The organism is Variovorax sp. 01N429 (assembly GCF_056399425.1).
The window spans coordinates 30,790-54,104 of record NZ_JBFTRG010000024.1 but is presented as its reverse complement, the minus strand read 5'-3'; the positions used below and the strand labels follow the sequence as shown (position 1 = coordinate 54,104).

Annotated in this window: 20 protein-coding genes; 19 read left to right on the top strand and 1 reads right to left on the bottom strand. The window is 66.6% G+C overall.

Features of this window, described 5'->3' with window-relative positions:
- The 12 genes from AC1DSF_RS27950 to AC1DSF_RS27895 all read left to right on the top strand — a co-directional run bounded on the left by AC1DSF_RS27950 (position 1) and on the right by AC1DSF_RS27895 (position 14,230).
- Entirely contained in the window at positions 1-1,203 is a 1,203-nt protein-coding gene (locus AC1DSF_RS27950) for an acetyl-CoA acetyltransferase (RefSeq protein WP_478183843.1), read from the top strand.
- A gap of 37 nt (positions 1,204-1,240) precedes the next feature.
- Positions 1,241-2,800 carry an acyl-CoA synthetase gene (locus AC1DSF_RS27945; RefSeq protein ID WP_478183842.1) on the top strand — a complete coding sequence of 520 codons (1,560 nt, stop codon included), beginning with the start codon at positions 1,241-1,243 and terminating at the stop codon, positions 2,798-2,800.
- Between the two features lie 39 nt (positions 2,801-2,839).
- Positions 2,840-3,649, top strand: coding sequence for an enoyl-CoA hydratase/isomerase family protein (locus AC1DSF_RS27940; protein ID WP_478183841.1), 810 nt, complete (start codon positions 2,840-2,842; stop codon positions 3,647-3,649).
- Complete coding sequence (locus AC1DSF_RS27935) at positions 3,646-4,437, top strand: enoyl-CoA hydratase-related protein (protein ID WP_478183840.1); 792 nt, start codon at positions 3,646-3,648, stop codon at positions 4,435-4,437. The genes AC1DSF_RS27940 and AC1DSF_RS27935 overlap by 4 nt, the downstream gene beginning before the upstream one ends.
- Before the next feature lie 2 nt (positions 4,438-4,439).
- Positions 4,440-5,951 (top strand): 3-hydroxyacyl-CoA dehydrogenase, encoded by a 1,512-nt coding sequence (locus AC1DSF_RS27930; protein ID WP_478183839.1) that lies wholly within the window; start codon positions 4,440-4,442, stop codon positions 5,949-5,951.
- Positions 5,948-6,814, top strand: a complete 867-nt coding sequence (locus tag AC1DSF_RS27925; RefSeq protein ID WP_478183838.1) for an HTD2 family dehydratase — start codon at positions 5,948-5,950, stop codon at positions 6,812-6,814. Before AC1DSF_RS27930 ends, AC1DSF_RS27925 begins: the two co-directional genes overlap by 4 nt.
- Before the next feature lies 1 nt (position 6,815).
- The gene (locus tag AC1DSF_RS27920) at positions 6,816-7,748 is read left to right on the top strand and encodes an HpcH/HpaI aldolase/citrate lyase family protein (RefSeq protein ID WP_478183837.1); all 933 of its coding nucleotides are present in this window, start codon (positions 6,816-6,818) and stop codon (positions 7,746-7,748) included.
- Positions 7,745-9,058: a phytoene desaturase family protein gene (locus AC1DSF_RS27915; RefSeq protein WP_478183836.1), complete on the top strand. Its 1,314-nt coding sequence runs from the start codon at positions 7,745-7,747 to the stop codon at positions 9,056-9,058. The genes AC1DSF_RS27920 and AC1DSF_RS27915 overlap by 4 nt, the downstream gene beginning before the upstream one ends.
- Positions 9,059-9,069: 11 nt before the next feature.
- A complete protein-coding gene (locus tag AC1DSF_RS27910; RefSeq protein ID WP_478183835.1) occupies positions 9,070-10,773 on the top strand; it encodes an acyl-CoA dehydrogenase family protein in 1,704 nt (567 codons plus the stop codon).
- An 11-nt stretch (positions 10,774-10,784) separates the two neighbouring features.
- Positions 10,785-11,999: a CoA transferase gene (locus tag AC1DSF_RS27905; protein WP_478183834.1), complete on the top strand. Its 1,215-nt coding sequence runs from the start codon at positions 10,785-10,787 to the stop codon at positions 11,997-11,999.
- Positions 12,000-12,129: 130 nt separating this feature from the next.
- Positions 12,130-13,353, top strand: a complete 1,224-nt coding sequence (locus AC1DSF_RS27900; RefSeq protein WP_478183833.1) for an enoyl-CoA hydratase-related protein — start codon at positions 12,130-12,132, stop codon at positions 13,351-13,353.
- Positions 13,343-14,230 (top strand): acyl-CoA thioesterase, encoded by an 888-nt coding sequence (locus AC1DSF_RS27895; RefSeq protein ID WP_478183832.1) that lies wholly within the window; start codon positions 13,343-13,345, stop codon positions 14,228-14,230. The genes AC1DSF_RS27900 and AC1DSF_RS27895 overlap by 11 nt, the downstream gene beginning before the upstream one ends.
- Positions 14,231-14,272: 42 nt before the next feature.
- On the opposite strand, the gene AC1DSF_RS27890 is transcribed toward AC1DSF_RS27895, so the two are convergent.
- Complete coding sequence (locus tag AC1DSF_RS27890; RefSeq protein WP_478183831.1) at positions 14,273-14,875, bottom strand: TetR/AcrR family transcriptional regulator; 603 nt, start codon at positions 14,873-14,875, stop codon at positions 14,273-14,275.
- A 161-nt stretch (positions 14,876-15,036) separates the two neighbouring features.
- Between AC1DSF_RS27890 and AC1DSF_RS27885 the strand changes: the two genes are divergently transcribed.
- The 7 genes from AC1DSF_RS27885 to AC1DSF_RS27855 all read left to right on the top strand — a co-directional run bounded on the left by AC1DSF_RS27885 (position 15,037) and on the right by AC1DSF_RS27855 (position 23,099).
- Entirely contained in the window at positions 15,037-16,293 is a 1,257-nt protein-coding gene (locus tag AC1DSF_RS27885) for an NAD(P)/FAD-dependent oxidoreductase (protein WP_478183830.1), read from the top strand.
- 175 nt (positions 16,294-16,468) lie between these two features.
- A complete protein-coding gene (locus AC1DSF_RS27880) occupies positions 16,469-17,338 on the top strand; it encodes an ABC transporter ATP-binding protein (protein WP_478183829.1) in 870 nt (289 codons plus the stop codon).
- Positions 17,335-18,114, top strand: coding sequence for an ABC transporter ATP-binding protein (locus tag AC1DSF_RS27875; RefSeq protein ID WP_478183828.1), 780 nt, complete (start codon positions 17,335-17,337; stop codon positions 18,112-18,114). Before AC1DSF_RS27880 ends, AC1DSF_RS27875 begins: the two co-directional genes overlap by 4 nt.
- Positions 18,107-19,981: an AMP-dependent synthetase/ligase gene (locus tag AC1DSF_RS27870; RefSeq protein WP_478183827.1), complete on the top strand. Its 1,875-nt coding sequence runs from the start codon at positions 18,107-18,109 to the stop codon at positions 19,979-19,981. Before AC1DSF_RS27875 ends, AC1DSF_RS27870 begins: the two co-directional genes overlap by 8 nt.
- On the top strand, positions 19,981-20,853 hold the full coding sequence (locus AC1DSF_RS27865) for a branched-chain amino acid ABC transporter permease (RefSeq protein ID WP_478183826.1): 873 nt from the start codon (positions 19,981-19,983) through the stop codon (positions 20,851-20,853). Before AC1DSF_RS27870 ends, AC1DSF_RS27865 begins: the two co-directional genes overlap by 1 nt.
- Positions 20,853-21,899 carry a branched-chain amino acid ABC transporter permease gene (locus AC1DSF_RS27860; protein WP_478183825.1) on the top strand — a complete coding sequence of 349 codons (1,047 nt, stop codon included), beginning with the start codon at positions 20,853-20,855 and terminating at the stop codon, positions 21,897-21,899. The genes AC1DSF_RS27865 and AC1DSF_RS27860 overlap by 1 nt, the downstream gene beginning before the upstream one ends.
- A gap of 36 nt (positions 21,900-21,935) precedes the next feature.
- Positions 21,936-23,099 (top strand): ABC transporter substrate-binding protein, encoded by a 1,164-nt coding sequence (locus AC1DSF_RS27855; protein WP_478183824.1) that lies wholly within the window; start codon positions 21,936-21,938, stop codon positions 23,097-23,099.
- The last annotated feature ends 216 nt before the right edge of the window (positions 23,100-23,315 follow it).

Genomic DNA, 23,315 nt, shown 5'->3' with positions numbered 1-23,315 from the left:
ATGGCCGCAGGTATCAAGGACAAGGTCGCCATCCTCGGGATGGGTTGCAGCAAGTTCGGCGAGCGCTGGGACGCGAGCCCCGAGGACCTCATGGTCGAGGCCTACAACGAGGCCATGGCCGATGCCGGCATTGCGCCCGAGCAGCTCGACGCCGCGTGGTTCTCGACCCACATGGACGACGTCGGAACCGGCCGCGGCGGCACGCCGATGGGCATTGCCCTGCGCCTGCCCAACATCGGCGTGACGCGCGTGGAGAACTTCTGCGCCGGCGGCTCCGAGGCCATCCGCGCCGCGGTGTACGCGGTCGCGGCCGGGGCCTGCGACATCGCGATCGCGCTGGGCGTGGAAAAGCTCAAGGACACCGGCTACGGCGGCCTGCCGGTGGCCACGGTCGGCACCTACATTCCGCAGTGGTATCCCAATGCGGTGGCGCCGGCCAACTTCGCGCAGCTGGCGTCGGCCTACCGCAGCAAGCATGGCGTCGATGCGGCGCTGCTCAAGCGGGCGATTGCGCATGTCTCGGTCAAGAGCCATGCCAACGGCGCGAAGAACCCCAAGGCACACTTCCAGAAGGCAGTCAGCGAAGAGACGGTGCTGAAGGCGCCGATCATCGCCGAGCCGCTGGGCCTGTTCGACTGTGCGGGCGTGTCCGATGGCGCCGCCGCCGTGATCGTTACTCGGCCCGACATTGCGCGCAGCCTGGGCAAGCGCGACCTCGTGACCTTCAAGGCGCTGCAGATCGTGACGTCCAACGGCTGGGAGCTGCAGTCCAACGAATGGGACGGCAGCTACGTGCACACCGCGCGCATCGCGGCGCAGCGTGCCTATGCCGAGGCCGGCATCACGCGGCCGCGCGAGCAGATCAGCATGACCGAGGTGCACGACTGCTTCTCGATCACCGAGCTGGTGACGATGGAAGACCTGGGCCTGTCCGATGTCGGCGGCGGCGTGAAGGACGTGCTCGACGGCATGTTCGATGCCGACGGCAAGATCCCCTGCCAGATCGACGGCGGCCTCAAGTGCTTCGGCCACCCGATCGGCGCCAGCGGCATCCGCATGCTCTACGAAATGTACCTGCAGCTGCAGGGCAGGGCGGGTCCGCGCCAGTTGAGCAATCCCTCGGTGGGCCTGACCCACAACCTCGGTGGCCAGCCTTCGCAGAACGTCTGTTCGGTTTCCATCGTCGGCCTCGAAGGCGCCTGAGCACCCGCCGTTCGCCCACCTCGTCCACGCGCAGATCATGACCGTCAGCATCACCCAATCCATCCACCGTGCCCTGCAGCAGAACCCGCAGCGCATCGCGACGATCGCCTATGGGCGCCGTCAGACCTACGCCGAGTTTGTCGGCCGTGTCCAGCGCCTGGCCGGCGGCCTGCGCAGCCTCGGCGTCAAGAAGGGCGACCGAGTCGGCATCCTGTCGCTCAATTCGGACCGCTACCTTGAAGTCTTCATGGCGGTGTTCTGGCTCGGCGCGGCGATCAATCCGGCCAACACACGCTGGAGCGCGAAGGAGCTCGCCTTCTCGTTCAACGACTGCGAGACCACGCAGCTCTTCGTGGACGACGCCCATCTGCCGCTGATGGACGAGGTGCGGGCCGAGTCGCGCACGCTGCGCGACATCATCTATCTCGGCAATGACGCATGCCCCGCGGGCATGATCGACTACGAGCAGTTGATGGCGCAGTCCGAGCCCGTGGACGACGTGGGCGCCGGCGGCGCCGATCTGGCCGCCGTGTTCTACACCGGCGGTACCACCGGCTTCCCCAAGGGCGTGATGGCCTCCCACGACAGCCTGATGGGCGCGGCTTTGAACCGGCTGGCCATGGGCTACCCCGTGGGACCGGTGTACCTGCACGCCGCGCCCGTCTTCCATCTCGCGGGCGCCATGGGCGTCTGGTGGCAGTTCATTGCCGGCGGCACGCATGTGCTGCTGCCTACCTTCAATGCGCTGCAGTTCATGGAGACGGTGCAGAACGAGCGGGTGACCGACACGCTGCTCGTGCCGACCATGATCCAGATGGTGCTGGACCACCCCGAGTTCAGCAAGTTCGATCTGAACAGCCTGAAGTTCATGGTGTACGGCGCGTCGCCCATCGCCGAAACGCTGCTCGATCGCCTGACCGTCGCCTTCCCGCAGCTGGCACTGATGCAGGGTTACGGCATGACCGAGCTCTCCGGCTGCGTGAGCTACCTGCCGCCCTACTACCACACGGCCGAGGGGCGAGCCCTGGGCAAGCTGCGTTCGGCCGGGCGTGCGGCCGCGCTGGCCGAGATCAGAATCGTGGCCGCCGACGGCAAGGAACTGCCACGCGGCGTGGTGGGCGAGATTGCCGCACGCGGCATGTCCGCCATGACGGGTTACTGGAATCGTCCGGCAGACGACGCCAGCACCCTGCGCGACGGCTGGGTGCATTCCGGCGACGGCGCCTACATGGACGACGAAGGCTTCATCTTCATCGTGGACCGCATGAAGGACATGGTGGTCAGCGGCGGCGAGAACGTCTACTCGGCCGAGGTCGAGAACGCCGTCCTCAAGCACCCGGCCATCGCGGCGTGCGCCGTGATCGGCGTCCCGAGCGAGAAGTGGGGCGAGAGCGTGCATGCGGTCGTGGTGCTCAAGCCGGGCCAGAGCGTGTCGGAAGCGGACCTGATCGCCCATTGCAAGACGCTGATCGCTGGCTACAAGTGCCCGCGCAGCGTCGAGGTGCGCGCGGAGCTTCCGCTGTCGGGCGCAGGAAAAATCCAGAAGAACAAGCTGCGCGAGTCGCACTGGGCCGGCCGCGGCCGCCAGATCGCCTGACCGGGCGCGCCGATCCTTTCATTTGAAACGCCAAGGCATATGACTGTCCCTGCGAATCCGAATCCGGTGGTGTTGCTGGACCGGCCGGCCCCCCACGTGGCGCGCCTCCTGATCAACCGCCCCGACAAGCGCAACGCGATCGATCATGACGTGCGGCAGGCGCTCACCGCTACGATCGCCGGCATCCGGGACGACGCCAGCGTGCGCGCGCTGGTGTTCGGTGGAACGGCGGGCGTGTTCTCGGCCGGCGGCGATGTGCCGAGCATGCTGGGCCTGGACGAGGCTGGCGCGCGGGCACGCATGCAGCACGTCGCGGTGCTGTGCCGCATGGTCGCGGCCTTGCGCATCCCCGTGGTCAGTGCCGTCGAAGGCATCGGCGCCGGTGCGGCCGTCGGCCTGGCGCTGCTCGGCGACCACATCGTCGTGGGGGCGGGCACCCGCATCCTGTTTCCCTTCCTCCAGCTCGGACTGGTGCCGGACTGGGGGCAGATGCTCACGCTGCCGCGCCGTGTCGGCGTGCGTGAAGCCAGGCGCATCCTCACGGCGGGCGAGCCTGTGCGCGGCGAGGAAGCGCTGCGCATCGGCCTGGCCGACGTTCTGGTGGCCGACGACCAGGTGATGGCCAGTGCCGTCGCGAAGGCGAGTGAACTCGCGCGGCTTCCGATGGGGGCCTTCGCGCGGATGAAGGACCGGCTCACGCGTGTGTCCTCCTCGCTTGACTTCGAGTTGCAACGCGAGGAAGACGATCAGGCGGTGAGCCTGACCGGCGACGAATTTCGCGAGGGCTATGATGCCTTCAAGAACAAGCGGCCCGTCGATTTCATCGCGATGCCGGGAGTGAATGCATGACGGGCGGCGGCATCGGGCCGGCACCGGAGGGCGTGCGGGTCGAGCGCGACGGCGCCGTCGGCATCGTCGTACTGAATCGGCCGGAGAAGCGCAATGCGCTCGACATCGCCATGCGCCGCGCGATTGCCGAGGCGGTCATGGCCTTGGACCATGACGACGCGATCCGGGCCATCGTCATCACCGGCGGCACCGTGTTCGCGGCCGGCGCCGACCTGAACCTGTTGGTCGACAAGGGCGCGCAGCAGGTGGCCCGCATCGACCTGGGCCAGTACTGGGCGCCGGTGGCACAGTGCGGCAAGCCGACCATTGCGGCGGTCGCCGGTTTCGCGCTCGGCGCGGGCTGCGAGCTGGCCATGATGTGCGACTTCATCGTGGCGGACCCGACGGCGCGCTTCGGCCAGCCGGAACTGGCGGTGGGCATCATGCCCGGCGCCGGCGGCACCCAGCGCTTGCTGCGTGCCGTGGGCCGGCCGGTGGCCGCGATGCTTTTGCTGACCGGCGAGCAACTGACGGCCGAACGTGCCTTCCAGCTCGGCCTCGTGGCCGAACTGGCCGAAGAGGGGCAGGCACTGGAGCGCGCGACGGCGTTGGCCCGGAAGGCGGCGCGCATGCCGCCCAAGGCGGTCGCCGCCACGCGCCGGATGCTGCGCCAGGGCCCCGACCTGCCGCTCGACGCGGCCCTCGCATTGGAGAACCGCGAGTTCCTGCTGCTCTTCGACACCCCCGACAAGACCGAGGGCATGCGTGCCTTCCTCGACAAGCGACGCCCGGAATTCACTGGCGAATGACCATGACAGACACACTCAAGATCGCCGTCATCGGCGCCGGGACCATGGGTCGCGGCATTGTTCAGCTCTTCGCCCAGGCCGGGCACCGGGTGCATTGCTTCGACAGCTTCGAAGGCGCTGCGGACAAGGCGGTGGAATTTGTCGTCGGCATGATCGGTCGCGGTGTCGCGAAGGGCCGCATCGATGCCGATGAATTCGAGCGCATCCGCGGCCGGATCCATGCCGCGGCGTCGATGGAGGATCTGGCGGATTGCGACGTCCTGATCGAAGCCATCGTGGAGGACCTGGAGGCCAAGCGCGCGCTGTTCCGCAGTCTCGAGGCGGTCGTGTCGCCCCAGGCGATCCTGGCGAGCAACACCTCGTCGCTCGTCGTGGCCGAGATCGCGGCCGCGTGCGCGCATCCGCAGCGGGTGGCAGGACTTCATTTTTTCAATCCGGTGCTGCTCATGAAGGTGGCCGAAGTGATTGCCGCGGTGCGCACCGCACCGGCGGTGGTGGCCACCTTGCGCGGCCTGGTCGCGGGGGCGGGCCATCGCGCGGTGGTTGCGGCGGACCAGCCGGGGTTCCTCGTGAACCATGCGGGTCGCGGCCTGTACACGGAAGGGCTTCGCCTGCTCGAGGAGCAGTCGGCCAGCGTGGACCAGATCGACCAGGTCCTGCGCGAGGCGGCCGGCTTTCGCATGGGCCCTTTTGAATTGCTCGACCTCACGGGCCTGGACGTGTCGAGCAAGGTCATGAGTTCGATCTACGAGCAGTTCCAGCAGGAGCCGCGCTTTCGTCCTTCGTCGCTGGTGCCGCCGCGGGTGGCGGCAGGGTTGTTCGGTCGCAAGACAGGCCAGGGCTGGTATGCCTACGACGGCGATGCGCGACAGGTTCCGGCCGCACAGCCAGTGCCGGCGCTGCCGGCCGGCCTCCAGGTCTGGGTGGCGCCAGAGGCCACGGAGCGCGACGCCTTGAAGGCGCTGGTGGAGGCCGCCGGCGCGCAATGGGTCGAACACCCGACGCCCGACGCGCTTCTGATCGTCCAGCCCTGGGGCGGGGACGCCACCGGCGAAGCGGTGGCTCTCGGGCTCGATGCGACGCGTTGCGTCGCGATCGACCCGCTGCCCGGCCTGGGGCGCCATCGCACCCTCATGCTCACCGTGGTCACTGCCCCGGCCATGCGCGACGCCGCGCACGCGCTGTGCGCACACGACGGGGTCGGCGTCACGGTGATCAACGACAGCCCCGGCTTCATCGTGCAACGCGTGCTGGCGACGATCGTCAACATCGCGGCGCAGATCGCGCAGCGCGGCATCGCGTCGGTGGACGACATCGAAGACGCGGTGAAGCTGGGGCTCGGTTATCCGCAAGGCCCGCTGTCCTGGGGCGACCGCATCGGCGGTGCACAGGTGCTCGCGATCCTGCGGCGCATGCTGGCGGTGACTGGCGATCCGCGCTACCGGCCCAGCCCCTGGCTCGAGCGGCGCGTGGCGCTGGGCCTGTCCCTGTGCACGGCGGAGGCGGCACGTTGACGACCGCTGTGCCGGAGATAGCCATCGCTCACCTGCGCGAGTGGGTCGGGCGGCGGCAGGAAGCCGAACAGCGCATCGATCCATTCCCGGCGCGCGCCCTGGCCGGCCTGCTCGATCGCGCAGAGGCGCCGGCGGTTGGCGATGCGCTCCCCTTGCCCTGGCACTGGCTCTATTTCCTGGAGATGCCGGCGCGTGCAGCCGTCGGCGTCGACGGCCATCCGGAGCGTGGCGGCTTCTTGCCGCCGGTGCCGTTGCCCCGGCGCATGTGGGCCTCGGGTGAGATCGAGGTCGAGGCCCCTCTTCGGATCGGCGACGACGCACGCAAGGTGTCCACTGTGCAGTCGGTGGAACTCAAGCAAGGGCAGAGCGGTCCGCTGGTGTTCGTCACCGTCGAGCACCTGTTGTCCCAGCAGGGCCGCACCTGCCTGCGGGAACTGCAGCACATCGTCTACCGCGAGGCGCCGACCGGCGCCGCGCCGCTGCCGCCGGGCACGCCGGCGAAAGACACGGCGACATGGCGAAGCAACTGGAAGGCCGATCCGGCGACGCTGTTTCGCTACTCGGCGCTCACCTACAACGGGCACCGCATCCACTACGACCGGGACCATGCGACGCAGCAGGAGCACTACCCGGCGCTGGTCGTGCACGGCCCTCTGCTGGCAACGCTGCTGCTCGATCTGGTTCAGCGCGAAGCGCCGGCATTGCGCATCGCCCGTTTCGACTTCCGCGCGCTGCGCCCCGCGTTCGACACGGACGCGCTGACCCTGAACGGCAGTCCCACGGAAGAGGGCCAGGGGGCTCGCCTGTGGACGGCAGACAGCCACGGCGCGCTGGGCATGCGTGCCAACGTGAGCTGGAGCTGACATGGACGCAACCCCATCCCTCGGCGAGCTCGCGCGACCGATCTGGCGCTCGATGCTTTTCGTGCCCGCGCATGTCGACAAGTTTGTCGCGCGCGCCCATGAACGCGGCGCCGATGCCGTGATCCTCGACCTCGAAGACAGCGTGCCGCTGGCGCAGAAGGTGCAGGCGCGCGAAGCGCTTGCTGTCCGCGCGGCCGCCGTGGCCGGCCACGGCACGGCGGTGCTGGTGCGCGTGAATGCGGAGGCCGGGATGGCGATGCAGGACATCGACGCCGCGGTCGGGCCTTCCGTGCGCGCTATCGTGCTGCCCAAGGTCGATACGCCGCAGCAGGTGCTCGCGGCTGCGCGGCAAGCGGAGGCCTGCGAGCAGAAGCTGAGCTTGCAGCCAGGCCATACCTGGCTGATCGCGCAGATCGAAGACGTGTCGGCGCTGCCGCACCTCGACGCCATTGCCACCAGTTCCCCGCGCCTGCTCGGCATGATTCTCGGGTCCGAGGATTTCTGCGCGAGCGCGGGCATGGTGCCGACGCCGGCCACCTTGTTCACGCCCAACCAGATGGTGGCCTTTGCGTGCCGCCGTGCCGGCATCCTGCCGCTGGGCTTTCCTTCTTCCATCGCGGAGTTCTCGGACCTCCAGGCCTTTGCGGCGCAGGTCGGCCTGGCCCGCGACCTGAGCTTCGTGGGCGCCTTCTGCATCCATCCGGCACAGGTGCCTGTGCTCAACGAAGGCTTCTCGCCTTCGACCCGCGAGCTGGCGCACGCCGAAGGCGTCGTCACGGCCTTCGACACCGCGCAGCGCGAGGGCCGGGGCGCCATCGAGTTCGCCGGAAAGATGGTCGATCTACCCGTGGCGCTGCGCGCGCGCGAATTGCTGCGCCGCGCCGCCGCCATGCCCCACCCAACGATTCCATCCACAGGAGAAAAATCATCATGAGCGAGACCGTGATTCACCCCATCAGTTACGACGCCGTCGTGATCGGCGCCGGCGCTGGAGGCCTCAGTGTGGCCGCGCGCCTCGTGGCCGCAGGCAAGAAGGTGCTGGTGGCCGAGAGCCTGAGCCGCGTTGGCGGCCGCGCCTCGAGCGAACAGATCGACGGCTTCACCGTCAACATCGGCGCCATCGCGATCGAGAAGGGGTCCACCTTCGAAGAAACTTTCGCGTTGCTCGACGTCGAACTCGACCTGCGCGAGCCCAACCCCGCGACCGTCTTCCTGATCGACGGCAAGATCATCAACGTCGCCAAGGGCGGCTGGGGCATGCTGCTGGGCGGGTTCACCAAGCAGGCGGCGAAGATCGGCGCCAAGTTCGCGGATGCGCGCGGCGGAGACCTGCCCGAGGCCAAGCTCACCACCAAGGAGTGGTTGTCGCAGTACACCAGGAACGAGACGGTGCATGCGATCTTCCGCAACCTGTGCGCGGCCATCTTCGCGGCCAACTCGGATGAACTGCCCGCGCGGGCCTTCCTGACCTACTTCGCAGTCAAGGGCGCGTTCAAGCGCTTCGGCTTCTGCCCGCGCGGCACGGTCGGGCTGTGGAACGACCTGACCGATGCGATCCGCCGCCGCGGCGGCGAGGTCTGGCTCGATGCGCCGGTGGCGGCGCTGAACATCGAGAACGGCCGCGCGACGGGCGTCGACCTGGTCAAGGACGGCGTGACGCTGCGCGTCAATGCGCGCGCCGTGATCAGCAACATCGGCCCGCACGCCACGGCCCTGCTGCCGGGCGCTGAAGCCTTCGGCGGCGAGTACATCGCGCTGGCGACCACCGGGCCGAAGCCGGCCGCCAACATCGTCATCAACTTCGCGACGCGCGAGCGCCTCTACGATGCGCCGGGCCTGGTCACCTTCGGGCGCACGCGCCGCCTGTGCAACATCGGTGAGCTGACCGCCACCTGCCCCGAGCTGGCGCCCGCAGGCTGGCACCAGTACGTGGCCTATGCCGTGCCGCACCCCGCGCTGGGCGACTTCGACAACGACGCCGAGGTCGAAGCCTCGCTGCAGGACCTGCGCGATCTTTTCCCCGGCTTCGCGAACGCGAAGATGCTGTCGGTGCGCGTCATGCGCGACGGCTGGCCCGCCCAGCGGTCTTGCGGCGGCTACGACCTGCCGCAGACCACGCCACTGCCGAACGTCTGGCATGTGGGCGATGCGGTCAAGCCCTACGGCGATGGCGGCACGCAAGCCTGCGCGGACACGGGCCGTTCCGTGGCCAAGCTGGCGCTCGATGCGCTGGCCGCGGCTTGAGGCGCCACGCCATGGCCCCGAACCAAGATATCCCGGCCTGCGCATCGCTGCTGGCGCGCTTGCGCCCGCTCTTCGAGCAGGCGATGCAGGCGCTGGCGCAATCCTGCGCCGAAGATGGGGTCTTCAGTGGGCGTCGCTTCGATGCGCAGCAGGTCGCCAGCTATGAACTGGCCTGGGCCAGCGCCGATCTGCTCGCGGCCGAGACGGCCATCCAGGGCGCCGGCAGCGCCGCGAACCCGCTCGAGACCGGGTTGGCGCTGGTCTTCGGCGTCGATGCCATCGGTTCGGTGCTGGCGCGCACGGAAATGCTCTTCCTCGAACTCGGACTCGACATCGCGCCCGTCCAGGCCTTTGCATCGGATGCCGCATGGGCGGCCTTGCGCCGTTCAGCCGGCAGTGCGGCCGCGCTGCAGGCGACCGGCCGGGCGTTGGCCAATGCCGAAGGCGAGGTCGGGGGCGTGGTGCTCGACGAGGCCCATGCGATGGCGCAGGATGCCTTCCGTCGTTTTGCCGCCGATGTGGTGGCGCCGCAGGCGGAAGCACTGCACCGCCACGACCTCACGGTGCCCGAGAGCCTGCTGCAGCCGCTGCGGGAGATGGGCGTGTTTGGCCTTTCCGTACCCGAGCGCTTCGGCGGTCACGCGCCGAACGACCGTGACGACACGCTGCTGATGGTGCTGGTCACCGAGGCTCTCTCTGAAGCGTCGCTGGCGGGCGCCGGCAGCCTGATCACGCGGCCCGAGATCCTGAGCCGCGCGCTGATGGCCGGCGGCACCGAGGAACAGAAATCGCATTGGCTGCCGCGCATTGCAGCGGGCGATCCGCTGTGCGCGATCGCGATCACCGAGCCGGACTACGGCTCGGATGTCGCCAGCCTGATGCTGCGCGGCACGCGTGTCGAAGGCGGGTGGCGCCTGGACGGTGCCAAGACCTGGTGCACCTTCGCCGGCAAGGCAGGGCTGCTGATGGTGGTGGTGCGCACCGACCCCGATCGATCGGCCGGCCATCGCGGGCTGAGCCTGATGCTGGTGGAAAAGCCTTCTGACGACGGCCATGCCTTCGCCTATCGCCAGAGTGAAGCGCAGGGTGGCGGGGGACTGACCGGCAAGGCCATCGCGACCATCGGCTATCGCGGGATGCATTCGTTCGAGTTGTCGTTCGACAACCTGTTCGTGCCGGACAGCCATGTGATCGGCGGCGCAGCGGGTCTGGGCAAGGGTTTCTATTTCACGATGGCCGGCATGATGGGCGGGCGCATGCAGACCGCAGGGCGGGCGTCGGGCGTTATGCGCGCTGCCATCCGCGCGGCCTTGCGCTACACCGAGGATCGCAAGGTCTTCGGCGCGCCGTTGCTCGACTGTCCGCTGACGCTCGCCAAGCTGGCGCGCATGGGCGCCCGCTTTGCCGCATGCCAGCGGCTGGCTTACGCCGTGGCGCGAACGCTCGACGAAGGCGGCGGCCGCATGGAGGCCAGCCTGGTCAAGCTGCTGGCCTGCCGCTCGGCCGAGTGGGTGACCCGTGAGGCACTGCAATTGCATGGCGGTAATGGCTATGCGGAAGAGAGCCCGGTGAGCCGCTACTTCGTCGACGCGCGTGTGCTCTCGATCTTCGAGGGCGCGGAGGAGACGCTGGCGCTCAAGGTCATCGCACGCAGCCTGCTCGAGCAGGCGCTGGCCGACGCCACCCCCGCCCGAGCGGTCGCCCCCGTGCATTGAGGATCGGCGCGATGGACAACGCCAACCTGCTGGAGGGCATGCGCGTGATCGAGGCCGCCGCCTTTGTGGCGGCGCCGCTCGGCGGCATGACGCTGGCCCAAATGGGAGCGGAGGTGATCCGCATCGATGCGCTGGGCGGCGGCCTGGACTACCGGCGCTGGCCGGTCACCCAGGACGGCACCAGCTTGTTCTGGGCCGGGCTCAACAAGGGCAAGAAATCCGTCACGCTCGACCTCGGCTCGCCCGAGGGCCGGGAGTTCGCGATGGCACTCATTGCTGCCCCCGGCGAGGATGCGGGCGTGCTGCTCACCAACTTCCCGCCGCGCGGCTGGCTGGACCACGAGCGCCTTCGCGAGCGGCGCAGCGACCTGATCCAGCTGACGGTGCAGGGCGACCGCCATGGTGGTTCGGCCGTGGACTACACGATCAACCCCCGCATGGGGCTGCCTTACCTCACTGGCAGTGGAGCGGCCGAAACGGCCGTCAACCATGTACTGCCGGCCTGGGATCTCGTGACGGGACAGATGGCGGCCGCAGGGTTGCTGGCGGCGGAGCGGCATCGGCGGCGCCGGGGCGTGGGGCAGCACGTAAAGCTGGCGCTCGAAGACGTGGCGCTTGCAGCCGTAGGCAGCCTGGGCTTTCTGGCGGAGGCGCAACTGGGGCAGGCGAGGGGCCGCCACGGTAACCATCTTTTCGGTGCGTTCGGCCTCGACTTTACGACCTCAGACGGCGTGCGTGTGATGGTGGTCGGCCTCACAGGAAAGCAATGGCGTTCGCTCTGCGGCGCGCTGGCGATGGGAGACGAGATGGCCGCGATCGCGCAGCGCACCGGGCTCGATCTTGCGCGCGAGGGCAACCGTTTTATCGCGCGCGAAGAGATCGCGGCCGTGGTCGCACGCTGGATGGGCGCACGGCTGTTCGCGGACGTGGCCGCGCAGCTCGATCGCCACGGCGTCTGCTGGGGCAAGTACCAGACTGTGACCCAGCTCGTGGAGGGGGACGAATCCTGTTCATTGGCCAACCCGATGTTCGGCGAGCTCGAGCAGCCCGGGGTGGGCCGCTTGGTTGCGCCAGGCCTGCCGCTGGATTTCTCGGCCGTGCCGCGACGTCCCGTGCGGCCGGCCCCGCGGCTGGGTGCAGACACGGAGCAGGTGCTGTGTTCGGTGCTCGGCTTGGGCAGCGCCGAGTTTGGCCGGCTGCACGACAAGGGCGTGGTCGGCGGTTGATGCTCGCAGTCAACGACGCGCCGCATGGCGCCGACCTGAAAATTAAGTACTGTTTTAATAAACCGACTAGACGGTCTATATACTGATGCCCATCGGACCTCGATGGCCGGTCGATTTTTGGAGTGAACACATGCAACAACACATGGACGACGCCGCCCGCATTGAACGCGCACACCAGTTGTACCAAGCCTTGGCCAAGGGTGACCGCGAAGCTCTGGATGCGCTCTTGCATCCCGAATTCACGGGCCGGACCACCGAGGGGCTGCCGTTCGGCCTTGGTGGAACCTACCAAGGCGCGAATGCGATGCGCCGGGAATTCTGGGGTCAGATCGCGAAGAATTTCATTGCGCAGGCCCGACCGACGAGCTTTCATGGGCTCGACGATGGGCGCCTCCTGGTGCAGGGCAGGTACACCGGCGAAGCCCGCAATGGAGGCGGAAGGCTCGACGCCGAGTTCATCCACATCCTGAGCTTCGCCGACCGGAAGATCAAGGGACTGAGCCAACTCACGGACAGCGAACGATGGGTTCAGGCTTCGGTGAGCGGCGCACCGCCGTTGCCGCAGGCCTTGCGTACCTTGACGTTCGACGTGCAGGATGGGCTCGCGACGATCTGCTTGAACAGGCCGGATGCCCACAACGCGATCAATGCACACATGGCGGACGAACTGCGCATCGTGGCCGAGCGATGCGCCAACGACCTGTCGATCCGGGCCGTGCTGCTGCTTGGCAACGGAAAATCATTCACGGTGGGAGGCGACCTCGCCTTTCTGTCGAAAGCCAAGGACGGCGAACTGCCGGGCCTGCTGCGTGCAATGACCGGCCCGTACCACGAGGCCTTGCGCACCTTCAGCCGCCTGCATGTGCCCATCGTGGCTGCCGTGCATGGCGCGACCGCCGGCGGCGGCCTGGGGCTGATGTACTGCGCCGACATCGTGGTGGCCGCGGAGAACACGAAGATTGCGCTGGGCTTCGGCGCACTCGGGCTGTCCATGGATGGCTCGAATTCCTGGTTCCTTCCTCGGCTGGTGGGCATGCGAAGGGCGGCGGAGCTGTACCTGGAAGGCCGAGTTCTCAGCGCGGCCGAGGCGCTGGACTGGGGCCTGGTCAATCGGGTGGTGCCGTTGGCCGATCTGCTGCGCGACGCACGTGCCACCGCGGAACGCCTCGCAGAGGGACCGACGCAAGCCTATGGAGAGGTGCGCCGCCTGTATCGGGAATCCCTGGGAGCCACCTTGTCCGAACAGCTCGGCGCTGAAACGGAGGCCCTGCACCGGACCGCCGCCACCACGGATGCGACCGATGCCATCGCGAGCTTCATCGGCAAGCGCAAGCCTGTGTTCCATGGTCGATAGGCTGCAGCCCTGGAACGAGGCCGACCTGCCGGCGCTGCTGACGTTGACGCAAGCGGGCGACGAGCAACGGCACTATCGCAACTGCCATGGGGATGCGAACCTCCACGGCCGGTCTTTCGGCGGGCAAAGTTTGGGGCAGGCGTTGATGGCGGCATCGCTGAGCGCGCCAGCTGACCGCCAAGCGACAGCGATGCAGTTCATGTTTCTGCAGGGCAGCGTGCCAGACCAGCCCATCGACTTCGAAGTCACGGCCTTGCAGGACGGAAAGCGCTTCACGTCGCGCCACGTTCGTGGCACGCAGGACGGTCGCCTGTTGTTCGATGCGCAGGTCACCTTCGGACTACCACTGGACGCGCCTGAGCATCAGACGTCGATGCAGATGCTGGCATCGAACCCCGACGAGTTGCCTCCACTTCCCGACGTGCCGCTGCCTTGGGAGCGAATCCTGCATGGGCCAGGCGGCTACCCTCTTCGGGGCAAGGCATGCATTGACTTCCGCGTGCCCGATCTGGAAGCGCAGCTGGCGCTCGCTACGCCGACCCCGCGTCTACGATACTGGATCAAGGCGCGCCATCTTCTACCCGCGAACCATGTCATGCATGCCGCCGCCCTCGCTTATCTGTCGGATTGGTGGCTCACCCTGAGCAGCCTCGGCTCGCGCGTGCGAGACCTCGACAGTGATCGGCAGCTGTACGTCGCAAGTCTCAATCATTCCATCTGGTTTCATCGTCCGTTCACCGCCGATGACTGGTTGCACTTCGACAGCTACAGTCCTTGCGCTGCGGCGGGACGTGGCCTATCAATTGGCAGCGTCCACGATCGTAACGGCGTCCTGGTGGCTTCGGTGACCCAGGAATGCCTGATGAGTTACGCCTGAATCCAGGTCGAACGCCAGCAGCCGTTCGACCAATTAAACGGCCTATGGAAAATTGCCATCCTTGAAACCATGCACGAACAGGTGGGAGATGCGTGCGGCGAGTTCGTTGGGAGCAATCGCGCCACTCTTCTGGTACCAGGTCAGGGTCCAGATGATCATGCCAAACAGGAGCATGGCATAGGGGGCCTGCACCTTGTCCGGCAGCATCAGCTTGGGGTTTATTTCCTTGAGCAGTCCGATCATCAGGTCGACCAGTTGCGTCTCGAGCTTTCGCACCTGCTTGCGATGCGGCGAGGGCAGGAACTTGAGGTCGTTCATCAGCACCAAGTGCTCGTCGCGCGACTGTGCAGCCCGCCTGACAAACGCATCCACATAGCGCTGGAACCGCTCTTCCGCGGACAGTGGCATCGCCACAATGTCGGTGAGTTCGCTTGCCTGGCCGGCAATGTGCTCACGCACGATTTCGAACAGTAGGTTTTCCTTGCCGGGGAAGTAGTGATACAGGTGCGACTTGGACGTGCCGCACGCGGTGGCCACATCCACCATGGTTGTCAGTTCGAATCCCTTGCGGGCGAACAGCGCGGCCGCACGGTTGAGGATGGATTGCTTCTTGTCGCCGTAGTCGTCAGCTCGTACTCGTGTCATGCCATGGCTGGTTGGTTGCGAATGCGCCTCGTATCTGGAATCGACCATCGTTGACGGCAAGCAGGCGCATCCCCGCTTGCATCAAAGTCCTTGCCTCTTTATGCTTAGACCGACCAGTCGGACTATATACCTTGCAACGTACCGAGATCCTAGGGACAACCATGCAATCAACCGATACCTTGTTGATCATCGGCGCCGGCAGCGCCGGATCGGAACTCGCCATCAGCGCTCGGCAACTTGGCTGGCCAGGACCGATCGTGCTGCTCGGTGAGGAGTCCTGCCTGCCCTATCACCGGCCGCCCCTGTCCAAGGCTTTCCTCCATGGCACGGCGACACCGGAGTCAATGACGATGCGACCGCAGGAGGCTTACGAGAAGGCGCACATTGACGTGCGACTGGGCACCCGGATCGCGTCGATCGACCGGGCCGCGAAGGCGGTGCGGCTGCAGGACGGCTCGACGCTGGCCTACGCCAAGCTCGCGTTGTGCACCGGCGGCCGCCCGCGTCAGCTGACGGTCGACGGCCTCGTAGCGGATGTGACGCCCGCCAACCTGCATGTCCTGCGCACGCAGGCCGACGCGAACGCGATTCGCGAGGCGTTGACCGAAGGCACCCGCCTGGTGGTGATCGGCGGCGGCTACGTGGGCCTGGAGGTCGCCGCCTCGGCGCGCAAGCTGGGTGCCCACGTTACGGTGCTGGAGGCCCAGCCGCGCGTGCTGGCCCGCGTGACGGGTGAGACGTTGTCCACGTTCTACACCGAGGTGCACCGCGAGGCGGGCGTCGACATCCGGGTTGGCGTCGTCGTGCAGGGTATCGAATGCGATGAGCAAGGGCGTGTGCGGGCGGTGATCTGCGGCGACGGCCTGCGGCTGGTGGCCGACTGCGTCGTGGCGGGTGTGGGCATGCTGCCCAATGCCGAGCTGGCAGCGGATGCCGGACTGGCCGTCGACGGTGGCATCGTGGTGGATGCGCTCGGCGTTACCTCCGACCCTGAAATCGTCGCGGCCGGTGACTGTACGGTGCACGACCATGCGCTCTACGGCCGGCGCGTGCGGCTGGAGTCGGTGCCCAATGCGCTCGAGCAGGCGCGTGCGGCGGCCTCGGCCCTGTGCGGCAAGCCGAAGCCCAACCATGCCGTGCCCTGGTTCTGGTCCGATCAGTACGACCTGAAGCTCCAAATGGTCGGCCTGTCGGCTGGCTTCGAGCAGTGCGTACTGCGCGGCACGCCGCAGGAGCGCAGCTTCATCGCCTTCTACCTGCGCGACGGCTGCGTGATCGCCGCCGATGCAGTCAATCGGCCGGCCGACTTCATGGTGGCCAAGCGGCTCGTGGCGGCGGCGTCCCGCATCGATCCGGCCCAGTTGTCCGATGTGTCGCTGCCACTCAAGCAACACTTGGCGGCGCCGCTTTCCGCCTAGCGATTTTCATTGCAGCGCTGGTGCAATCTCGATCCCTCCGACTCGGGTAAGCACTAGTACCGACCGTCACGTACCACGACACAATCGGCACATTAAAAGACCGACCAGACGGTCTAACAAAAAAGAAAGCGAAGTGTTTCGCTTGCCGCCCACATAGCAAATGGACTTAACGCCCATGACACTTCATCCCGCAACGCCGGGCCCGCTTTCATTACGGTCGCCGAGCCCCGCATCGCATGCGACGCCGACACCGATGCTGGCTATCCGCAACATCCAGGTGGTCTACGGTGGTGCCATCGAGGCGGTGCGCGATGTGTCGCTCGAAGTGCCTGCGGGACGTATCGTGGCCTTGCTCGGCTCGAACGGCGCCGGCAAGTCCACCGTGCTCAAGGCCGTCTCGGCCGTGCTAGATGCCGAGGACGGAAAGATCGAAAAGGGTTCGATCCAATTGCTGGGTCAGTCGATCGAAAGTGCCTCGGCACACGGCATCGTGGGCCTCGGCCTGGTGCAGGTTCCAGAAGGTCGACGGCTGTTCGCCACGCTGACGGTCGAGGAAAACCTGATCGTCGGCGCACACCTGCAGGACCGAAGCAGCCTTGTCGAAGCGCGCGATTACGTGTTCGGCCTGTTCCCGCGACTGGTTGAGAAACGGAACCAGATTGCTGGGTACCTGTCGGGCGGCGAACAGCAGATGGTCGCCATCGGCCGCGCGCTGATGAGCCGCCCGAAGATGCTGGCGCTCGACGAGCCTTCACTCGGTTTGGCCCCGCTGGTGGTGTCGGAGATCTTCGAGGCGATTCAGACCCTTCGTGACCGCAGCGGGCTGACCATCCTGCTGGTCGAGCAGAACGCCAGCCGCGCCCTGGCCATCGCCGACTACGCCTACATCATGGAGAACGGTCGTGTGGTGCTCGACGGTACATCCGAGGCTCTGGGCCGCAACGCCGATGTACGCGAGTTCTACCTCGGCCTGAGCACGCAGCAGGGCCACACCAGCATGCGGGACGTGAAGCACTACAAGCGTCGAAAGAGGTGGTTGTCATGAGCGGACCCGTCCTCGATGTGCGTGGCGCATCCCGCTCCTTCGGCGGGGTGAAGGCAGTCAACGACGTCAGCCTTCACGTCATGCCCGGCGAGATCGTGAGCCTGATCGGACCCAACGGCGCCGGTAAGACCACCACCTTCAACTTGATCAGCGGCGTGCTGCCGCTATCGGCGGGGCAAATTCTCTTCAAGGGCGAAGACACGGCGCGGCTGAAGTCGTCGGACTATGCGGCTGCGGGCATCGGTCGCACCTTCCAGAACCTGGCGTTGTTTCGCCACGGCACGGTGGTCGAGAACCTCCTGATCGGCCGTCACGTGCACTTCGACTACAGCGTGCTGGAATCACTGCTGTACTGGGGCCGCCCGCGCAATGCCGAGATCGCCGCGCGCCGCAAGGTGGAGCAGATCATCGAATTTCTGGAGATCGAGGAACTGCGCGACAAGCCGGTGTCACAGTTGGCCTACGGGCAGCAGAAGCGGGTGGAACTAGGCCGCGCGCTGGCCTGCGAACCGGCGCTGCTGCTGCTCGACGAGATCGTGGCCGGCATGAACCGCGAGGAGAAGGAGGACATCGCCCGCTTCACGCTCGACATCCGCGACGAGTTCGGCGTGTCGGTGTTGATGATCGAGCACGACATGCAGGTGGTGATGGACCTGTCCGACCGCATCTACGTGCTCGACTTCGGCAGCTTGATCGCCGAAGGCACACCACAGCAGGTGGCGGCTGATCCGCGTGTGCTGGCGGCCTATCTCGGAGGAGAACCGACCCATGCCTGATTTCATGATTTCGGACGAACGGCTCGCGCGCGGCGAGGCCACGCTACCGCAGCTGCTGCAGACCCATGCCCGCACGCGAGGCGACCAGGTCGCCCTGCGCGAGAAGAACCACGGCATCTGGCAGGGCACGACCTGGGCCGGCTATGAAGCCGCGGCCCGACATGTGGCGCTGGGCCTGATGAAACTGGGCCTCGTGCGCGGCGACCGCATCATCATTGCGGCGGAAGACGTGCCGGCTTGGTTCTTCGCCGACCTCGGGGCGCAGATGCTCGGCGTGCAGGTGGTTGGCATCTACCCGACCAACCCCTGGCCCGAGGTGCAGTACATCGCGCGCCATTGCCAGGCGAAGGTCGCCATCACCGGCGACCAGGAACAGACCGACAAGGTGCTCGATGCGATGAAGCAGGGCGATGGCCTGCCTTTCCTCGAACACGTGTTCTGCGTCGACATGAAGGGCCTGCGCCGCTACGAACCTGGCAGGCCGCGCAGCTTCGAGGCACTGATCGAATTCGGCCGGTTGCTGGCGGCGGAAGACCCGCTGGCCGCGCAGCGGCTGGACGCGTCGATCGCGTCGCTGCAGCCGGACGACGTCAACATCTTGGTCTACACCTCGGGCACCACCGGGCCGCCCAAGGGCGCCATGCTGACGCACCGCAACTTCGTCTACGGCGCCCATGCCTATGCAGCCGCGCGCGGGATGTTGGGCAAGCGCTTCGAGTCGGTTTGCTATCTGCCACTGTGCCATGTGGCCGAGCGCAGCTATTCGACGGTCATGCACCTGATGACGGGCGGCTGCGTGAACTTTGCGGAATCGGTCGATACGGTGTCGGCGAACATCCGTGAGATCGCGCCGTCGTTCTTTCTCGGCGTCCCGCGCATTTGGGAAAAGCTGCAGCAGAACTTCGAGTTCCGCATGAAGGACAGCGGGCGCATTCCGCACGCAATCTTCCGCAAGGGCATGCAGCGCGGGCGCTTGCTGTCGGACCGAAGAGCCGCCGCAGGCGGGCGCGTTGGGCCGGCCGACCGGCTGGAGTTCGGCCTCTGGTATGCGCTGCTCTTTCGCAACATGCAGCGCCACATGGGGTTGAACCGCAGCCACACGCGCATGTGCGGCGGCGCCTCGGTGTCACCTGAGACGCTGCGCTTTTTTGACATCATCGGCCTACCGGTGGGCCAGGGCTACGGCCTGACCGAGTGCGGCGGACTCGCCTTCGTGCAACTGCCCGACCGGCCCAACGTCGCCGGCAGCTGCGGCGTGCCGCTGCCCGGAACCGAATGGAAGCTGGGACCCGACAACGAAGTGTTCGTGCGCTCGCCGGGCGTGTTCAAGGGCTACCTGTTCGACGACAAGGGAACGCAGGATGTGCTGGACGCCCAAGGCTGGCTCGCGACCGGCGACATCGTCGAGGTGCGGCCCGACGGCGAGATCGCGGTGGTGGACCGCAAGAAGGCCATCATCATCACCAGCGGCGGCAAGAACATCGCGCCGTCCGAGATCGAGAACGCGCTCAAGGACAGCCCCTTCGTGCGCGAGGCCATCGTCGTGGGCGAGGGTAAGAAGTTCCTCGGCGGGCTGATCCAGATCGACTTCGACAGTGTGGGTCGCTGGGCCGGCGAGCGCGACCTGCAATACACGACCTACAAGTCGCTCGCCAGCCTGCCGGAGGTGCGCGAACTCGTGCAGGGCGTGGTCGACGCGGTGAACGCGCGTTTCGCGCGGGTCGAGAACGTGCGCCGCTTCGTGATCTTCGATAAAGAACTCGACCACGACGACGGTGAACTCACGGCCACGCAGAAAGTCCGACGTGGGCTCATCAACCAGAAGTTCGCACGCGAACTCGAGCAGATCTATGGAGGGGCTGCCTGATGGGTTATTTTTCTGAACTGGTGATCTCGGGGCTAGTGATCGGTGCCATCTACGGACTGATCGCGATGGCCTTCTCGGTCATCTATAAGGCCACCGGCCTGGTCAACTTTGCGCAGGGTGAGGTGGGCATGCTGATCGCGTACCTGTCGTGGTCATTCAACACCACCTTCGGCACCGGCGCGCTCGGTGTGGTCGCGATGGCCGTCGTTGGGGGCATTGCGGTCGGGCTGCTGATCGAGCGCATCGTGATGCGGCCGATGCTGGGCGAGCCGGTGTTCTCGGCGGTGCTTGTCACTATCGGCCTGGCCGTGGTGCTGCGCTCGCTCGTCATCCTGGTCTGGGGCGCCTCGCCGCAGAAGCTGGACGGGGGCGCGGCCGATGCGGTGCTGCGCTTCGGTGGGATCGGCATGCGCAGCAGCCAGATCGGCGTGGTGGGGGTGCTGCTGCTGTGCGTACTGGGCGTGTGGTTCTTCTTCCAGCGCAGCCGCTTTGGCATCGCGATGCGGGCGGTGGCGGCTGACGAGAAGACGGCGCGACTGATGGGCGTGTCGACGGCGCAGGTTCAGGCGGTGGCCTGGGCGGCCTCGTCGGTCTTCGCCGGGCTCGCAGGCGTGTTCTTCGCCGTCATCTACAACCTGTCGCCCGAGTTGTTCGCGCTGGGCCTGAAGGCCTTCCCCGCCACTGTGCTCGGCGGACTCGACGCGGTGATCGGCTCCGGCATCAGCGGCTTGGTGATCGGCGTGGCGGAGAACCTGGTCGGCGGCTATGTGTTGTCGACGCTTAAGGAGGTGGCGGGCTTCCTGCTGATCCTCGTGGTGTTGATGGTCCGACCCTTCGGCCTGTTCGGTGAACGTGAGATCGAGAGGGTCTGATGCGCAGTGGTTTCTTCAAACAGGACTTCAGCGCGTTGGTCGCGCTGACGGATTCCCGCCTGGTCAAGACCTGGGTGGCGATCATGCTGGCCGCGCTGGTCGTGCTGCCGTGGGTGGCAAATGCCTACGTGCTGTCGCACGTGACGGTGATCCTTTTCAGTTTGGTTGCAGTGCTGGGGCTCAACGTGCTGACGGGCTTCACCGGGCTGATCTCGCTCGGCCATGTTGCTTTCCTGATGCTCGGGGCCTACGGCTATGCCATCGCGGTGAGCCGGCTCGGCTGGCATCCGCTGCTGGCTTTCGGCATGGCGGGCGTGGTGCCGGCCGTTGCAGGGCTGGTGGTGGGGGTGCCTTCGCTGCGGCTCAAGGGGCTGTACCTGGCGATCACCACGCTCGCGTTCTCTTTCATCGTGAGCGCGGTGATCCTGGCGGGCGGCAAGTTCACCGGCGCGGCGCGCGGCATCCAGGTGCCCAGGCCGACGCTCTTCGGCGTCAGCTTGGCCGACGACAAGGCGCTCTACGGCCTGTGCCTGGCCGTTGCCGTGCTCACCGTCCTGGTCGTGCTGAACATCCGCCGCACGCGGCTCGGCCGCGCCTTCGTCGCGATCCGCGACAACGACATCGCCGCGCGCGCCATGGGCATCAACCTGTGGCGCTACAAGCTGGTCGCCTTCGTCATCAGCGCCTTCATCACCGGCATTGGCGGCGCTCTCATGGCGATTTACATCAACTTCGTGACGGTGGAGGGCTTCCCCTTCCTGCTGAGCATCGAGGCGCTTGCGATCATCGTGGTGGGTGGGGTTGGCTCGGTGCTGGGCGCCGTGTTGGGCACGGTCTTCATCGTCACGCTGCCCGAAGTGGTCGCATCGCTGTTCGGACTGCTCGGCGGCCGCTATGCCGAGGTGCTGACCACCAGCGCGCACGAGGTCAAGAGCATGTTGTACGGCATCGCCATCATCGCCTTCCTGCGCTTCGATTCACGCGGGTTGCTGGGCATGTGGCATGACCTGCGGCATCGCTGGATTCACTGGCCGCTGCGCTACTGAAGGCGCAGCCTTTTTCGAACCACAACGGAGACACCCATGAGATTCAAGAAGACCGCCATTGCCGCCCTCTGCCTTGCCTGCACTGGCTGGGCGCTCCCCGCGATCGCGCAGCAGCAAGGCGTAACCGACACCGAGATCGTGGTCGGCGACATCCTGCCGCTGACCGGGCCACCTGCGCTGTTGGGCGTGGCGCACAACATCGGCGTGAAGCTCGCCGTGGCCGAGGTCAATTCCGCCGGCGGCATCAACGGTCGCAAGCTGAGGCTGATCTCCGAAGACGACGGCTATGTGGTCTCACGCACTATCCAGGGCGTGCGTAAGCTGGTGACGGTCGACAAGGTGTTCGCGCTGACCTCGCTGTCGGGCAGCGGGCAAGGCCAGGCCGCGCTGCCGCTGGTCAAGGAGCTGGGCGTGCCGGCCATCAGCACCATCAGCTTCTCGGACGACCTGCACACGCCGGTGGTCAAGAACGTGTTCGTATTCGGCACCAAGCATCCGCTGGTGGCCGAGCAGTTGACCGAGGCGCTGGCCTCCCGCTACCCGGGAAAGAAGTGGGCGGTGGTGACGCAGGACGACGAGTACGGCGACCTGTCGCGTCAGGGCTTTGAGGCAGCGCAGAAGGCGAAGAAGCTCAGTGTCGTCTCGACCGCGGTCTACAAGAAAGGCCAGGTCGACTTCTCGTCCGAGATGCTGCGCACCAAAGAGGCGGGTGCCGAGGTGCTGTATGCCGGCGGCGTGGTCGGCGAGAACGTCGCCATGGCCAAGGAACTGGAGCGCCTGGGCCTGAAGATTCCGATGGGCATCTCGTACGTGTCGCGTGTGCCGGTCGCGCTCAAGCTGATGGGCGCGGCGGGCGATAACGTCTACGTGCTCGACTACGTGGTGGCGGAAGAGAGCGACAAGGGCAAGGCCTTCCTGGCAAAGGCCAAGGCGTTGCTGAGTTCGGACGACTTCGCCAAGGTCAACCGTTTCACCTTCACTGGCTACGCAGGCGCCAAGACGATGTTCGAGGCCTTCAACCGCTGCGGCAAGGCATTGACCTGGGCTTGCACCGTGACGCAGCTCGATGGGCTCAAGGAGTACGACACCGGCGTGATGTCATCGCCGGTGTCCTTCAGCCCGAGCAACCATCTCTCCCTGCAGAAGCTGGTGCTGCTGAAGGCGAACCCCGGCACGCTGTCCTTCAAATCTGTCGATTGACGCTGACGACGTGCCATGTGCACGGTCCGTCGAAGTCAGGCAAATGCAGTCTGTCGCCGCAAGGCGCCAGGCTGTTTTTACTTGGGATTCGACTACGGGAATACGTGCATGCACGCAGGCCATGGATCGTCGGATCGGACGATATCGGGCACTCCTCGAAACCTTAACTTAAGGTGGTCTGCATGGCGTCCGTCGTGCAGCACCCAAAACGACAGC

What these genes read in the sequence shown, in the direction of transcription:
- AC1DSF_RS27855 (WP_478183824.1), top strand. Translation starts at nt 21,936, where the DNA reads ATGAGATTCAAGAAGACCGCCATTGCCGCCCTCTGCCTTGCCTGCACT.
- AC1DSF_RS27860 (WP_478183825.1), top strand. Translation starts at nt 20,853, where the DNA reads ATGCGCAGTGGTTTCTTCAAACAGGACTTCAGCGCGTTGGTCGCGCTG.
- AC1DSF_RS27875 (WP_478183828.1), top strand. Translation starts at nt 17,335, where the DNA reads ATGAGCGGACCCGTCCTCGATGTGCGTGGCGCATCCCGCTCCTTCGGC.
- AC1DSF_RS27930 (WP_478183839.1), top strand. Translation starts at nt 4,440, where the DNA reads ATGACAGACACACTCAAGATCGCCGTCATCGGCGCCGGGACCATGGGT.
- AC1DSF_RS27915 (WP_478183836.1), top strand. Translation starts at nt 7,745, where the DNA reads ATGAGCGAGACCGTGATTCACCCCATCAGTTACGACGCCGTCGTGATC.
- AC1DSF_RS27880 (WP_478183829.1), top strand. Translation starts at nt 16,469, where the DNA reads ATGACACTTCATCCCGCAACGCCGGGCCCGCTTTCATTACGGTCGCCG.
- AC1DSF_RS27940 (WP_478183841.1), top strand. Translation starts at nt 2,840, where the DNA reads ATGACTGTCCCTGCGAATCCGAATCCGGTGGTGTTGCTGGACCGGCCG.
- AC1DSF_RS27935 (WP_478183840.1), top strand. Translation starts at nt 3,646, where the DNA reads ATGACGGGCGGCGGCATCGGGCCGGCACCGGAGGGCGTGCGGGTCGAG.
- AC1DSF_RS27870 (WP_478183827.1), top strand. Translation starts at nt 18,107, where the DNA reads ATGCCTGATTTCATGATTTCGGACGAACGGCTCGCGCGCGGCGAGGCC.
- AC1DSF_RS27910 (WP_478183835.1), top strand. Translation starts at nt 9,070, where the DNA reads ATGGCCCCGAACCAAGATATCCCGGCCTGCGCATCGCTGCTGGCGCGC.
- AC1DSF_RS27920 (WP_478183837.1), top strand. Translation starts at nt 6,816, where the DNA reads ATGGACGCAACCCCATCCCTCGGCGAGCTCGCGCGACCGATCTGGCGC.
- AC1DSF_RS27900 (WP_478183833.1), top strand. Translation starts at nt 12,130, where the DNA reads ATGCAACAACACATGGACGACGCCGCCCGCATTGAACGCGCACACCAG.
- AC1DSF_RS27890 (WP_478183831.1), bottom strand. Translation starts at nt 14,875, where the DNA reads ATGACACGAGTACGAGCTGACGACTACGGCGACAAGAAGCAATCCATC.
- AC1DSF_RS27945 (WP_478183842.1), top strand. Translation starts at nt 1,241, where the DNA reads ATGACCGTCAGCATCACCCAATCCATCCACCGTGCCCTGCAGCAGAAC.
- AC1DSF_RS27905 (WP_478183834.1), top strand. Translation starts at nt 10,785, where the DNA reads ATGGACAACGCCAACCTGCTGGAGGGCATGCGCGTGATCGAGGCCGCC.
- AC1DSF_RS27865 (WP_478183826.1), top strand. Translation starts at nt 19,981, where the DNA reads ATGGGTTATTTTTCTGAACTGGTGATCTCGGGGCTAGTGATCGGTGCC.
- AC1DSF_RS27950 (WP_478183843.1), top strand. Translation starts at nt 1, where the DNA reads ATGGCCGCAGGTATCAAGGACAAGGTCGCCATCCTCGGGATGGGTTGC.
- AC1DSF_RS27885 (WP_478183830.1), top strand. Translation starts at nt 15,037, where the DNA reads ATGCAATCAACCGATACCTTGTTGATCATCGGCGCCGGCAGCGCCGGA.
- AC1DSF_RS27895 (WP_478183832.1), top strand. Translation starts at nt 13,343, where the DNA reads ATGGTCGATAGGCTGCAGCCCTGGAACGAGGCCGACCTGCCGGCGCTG.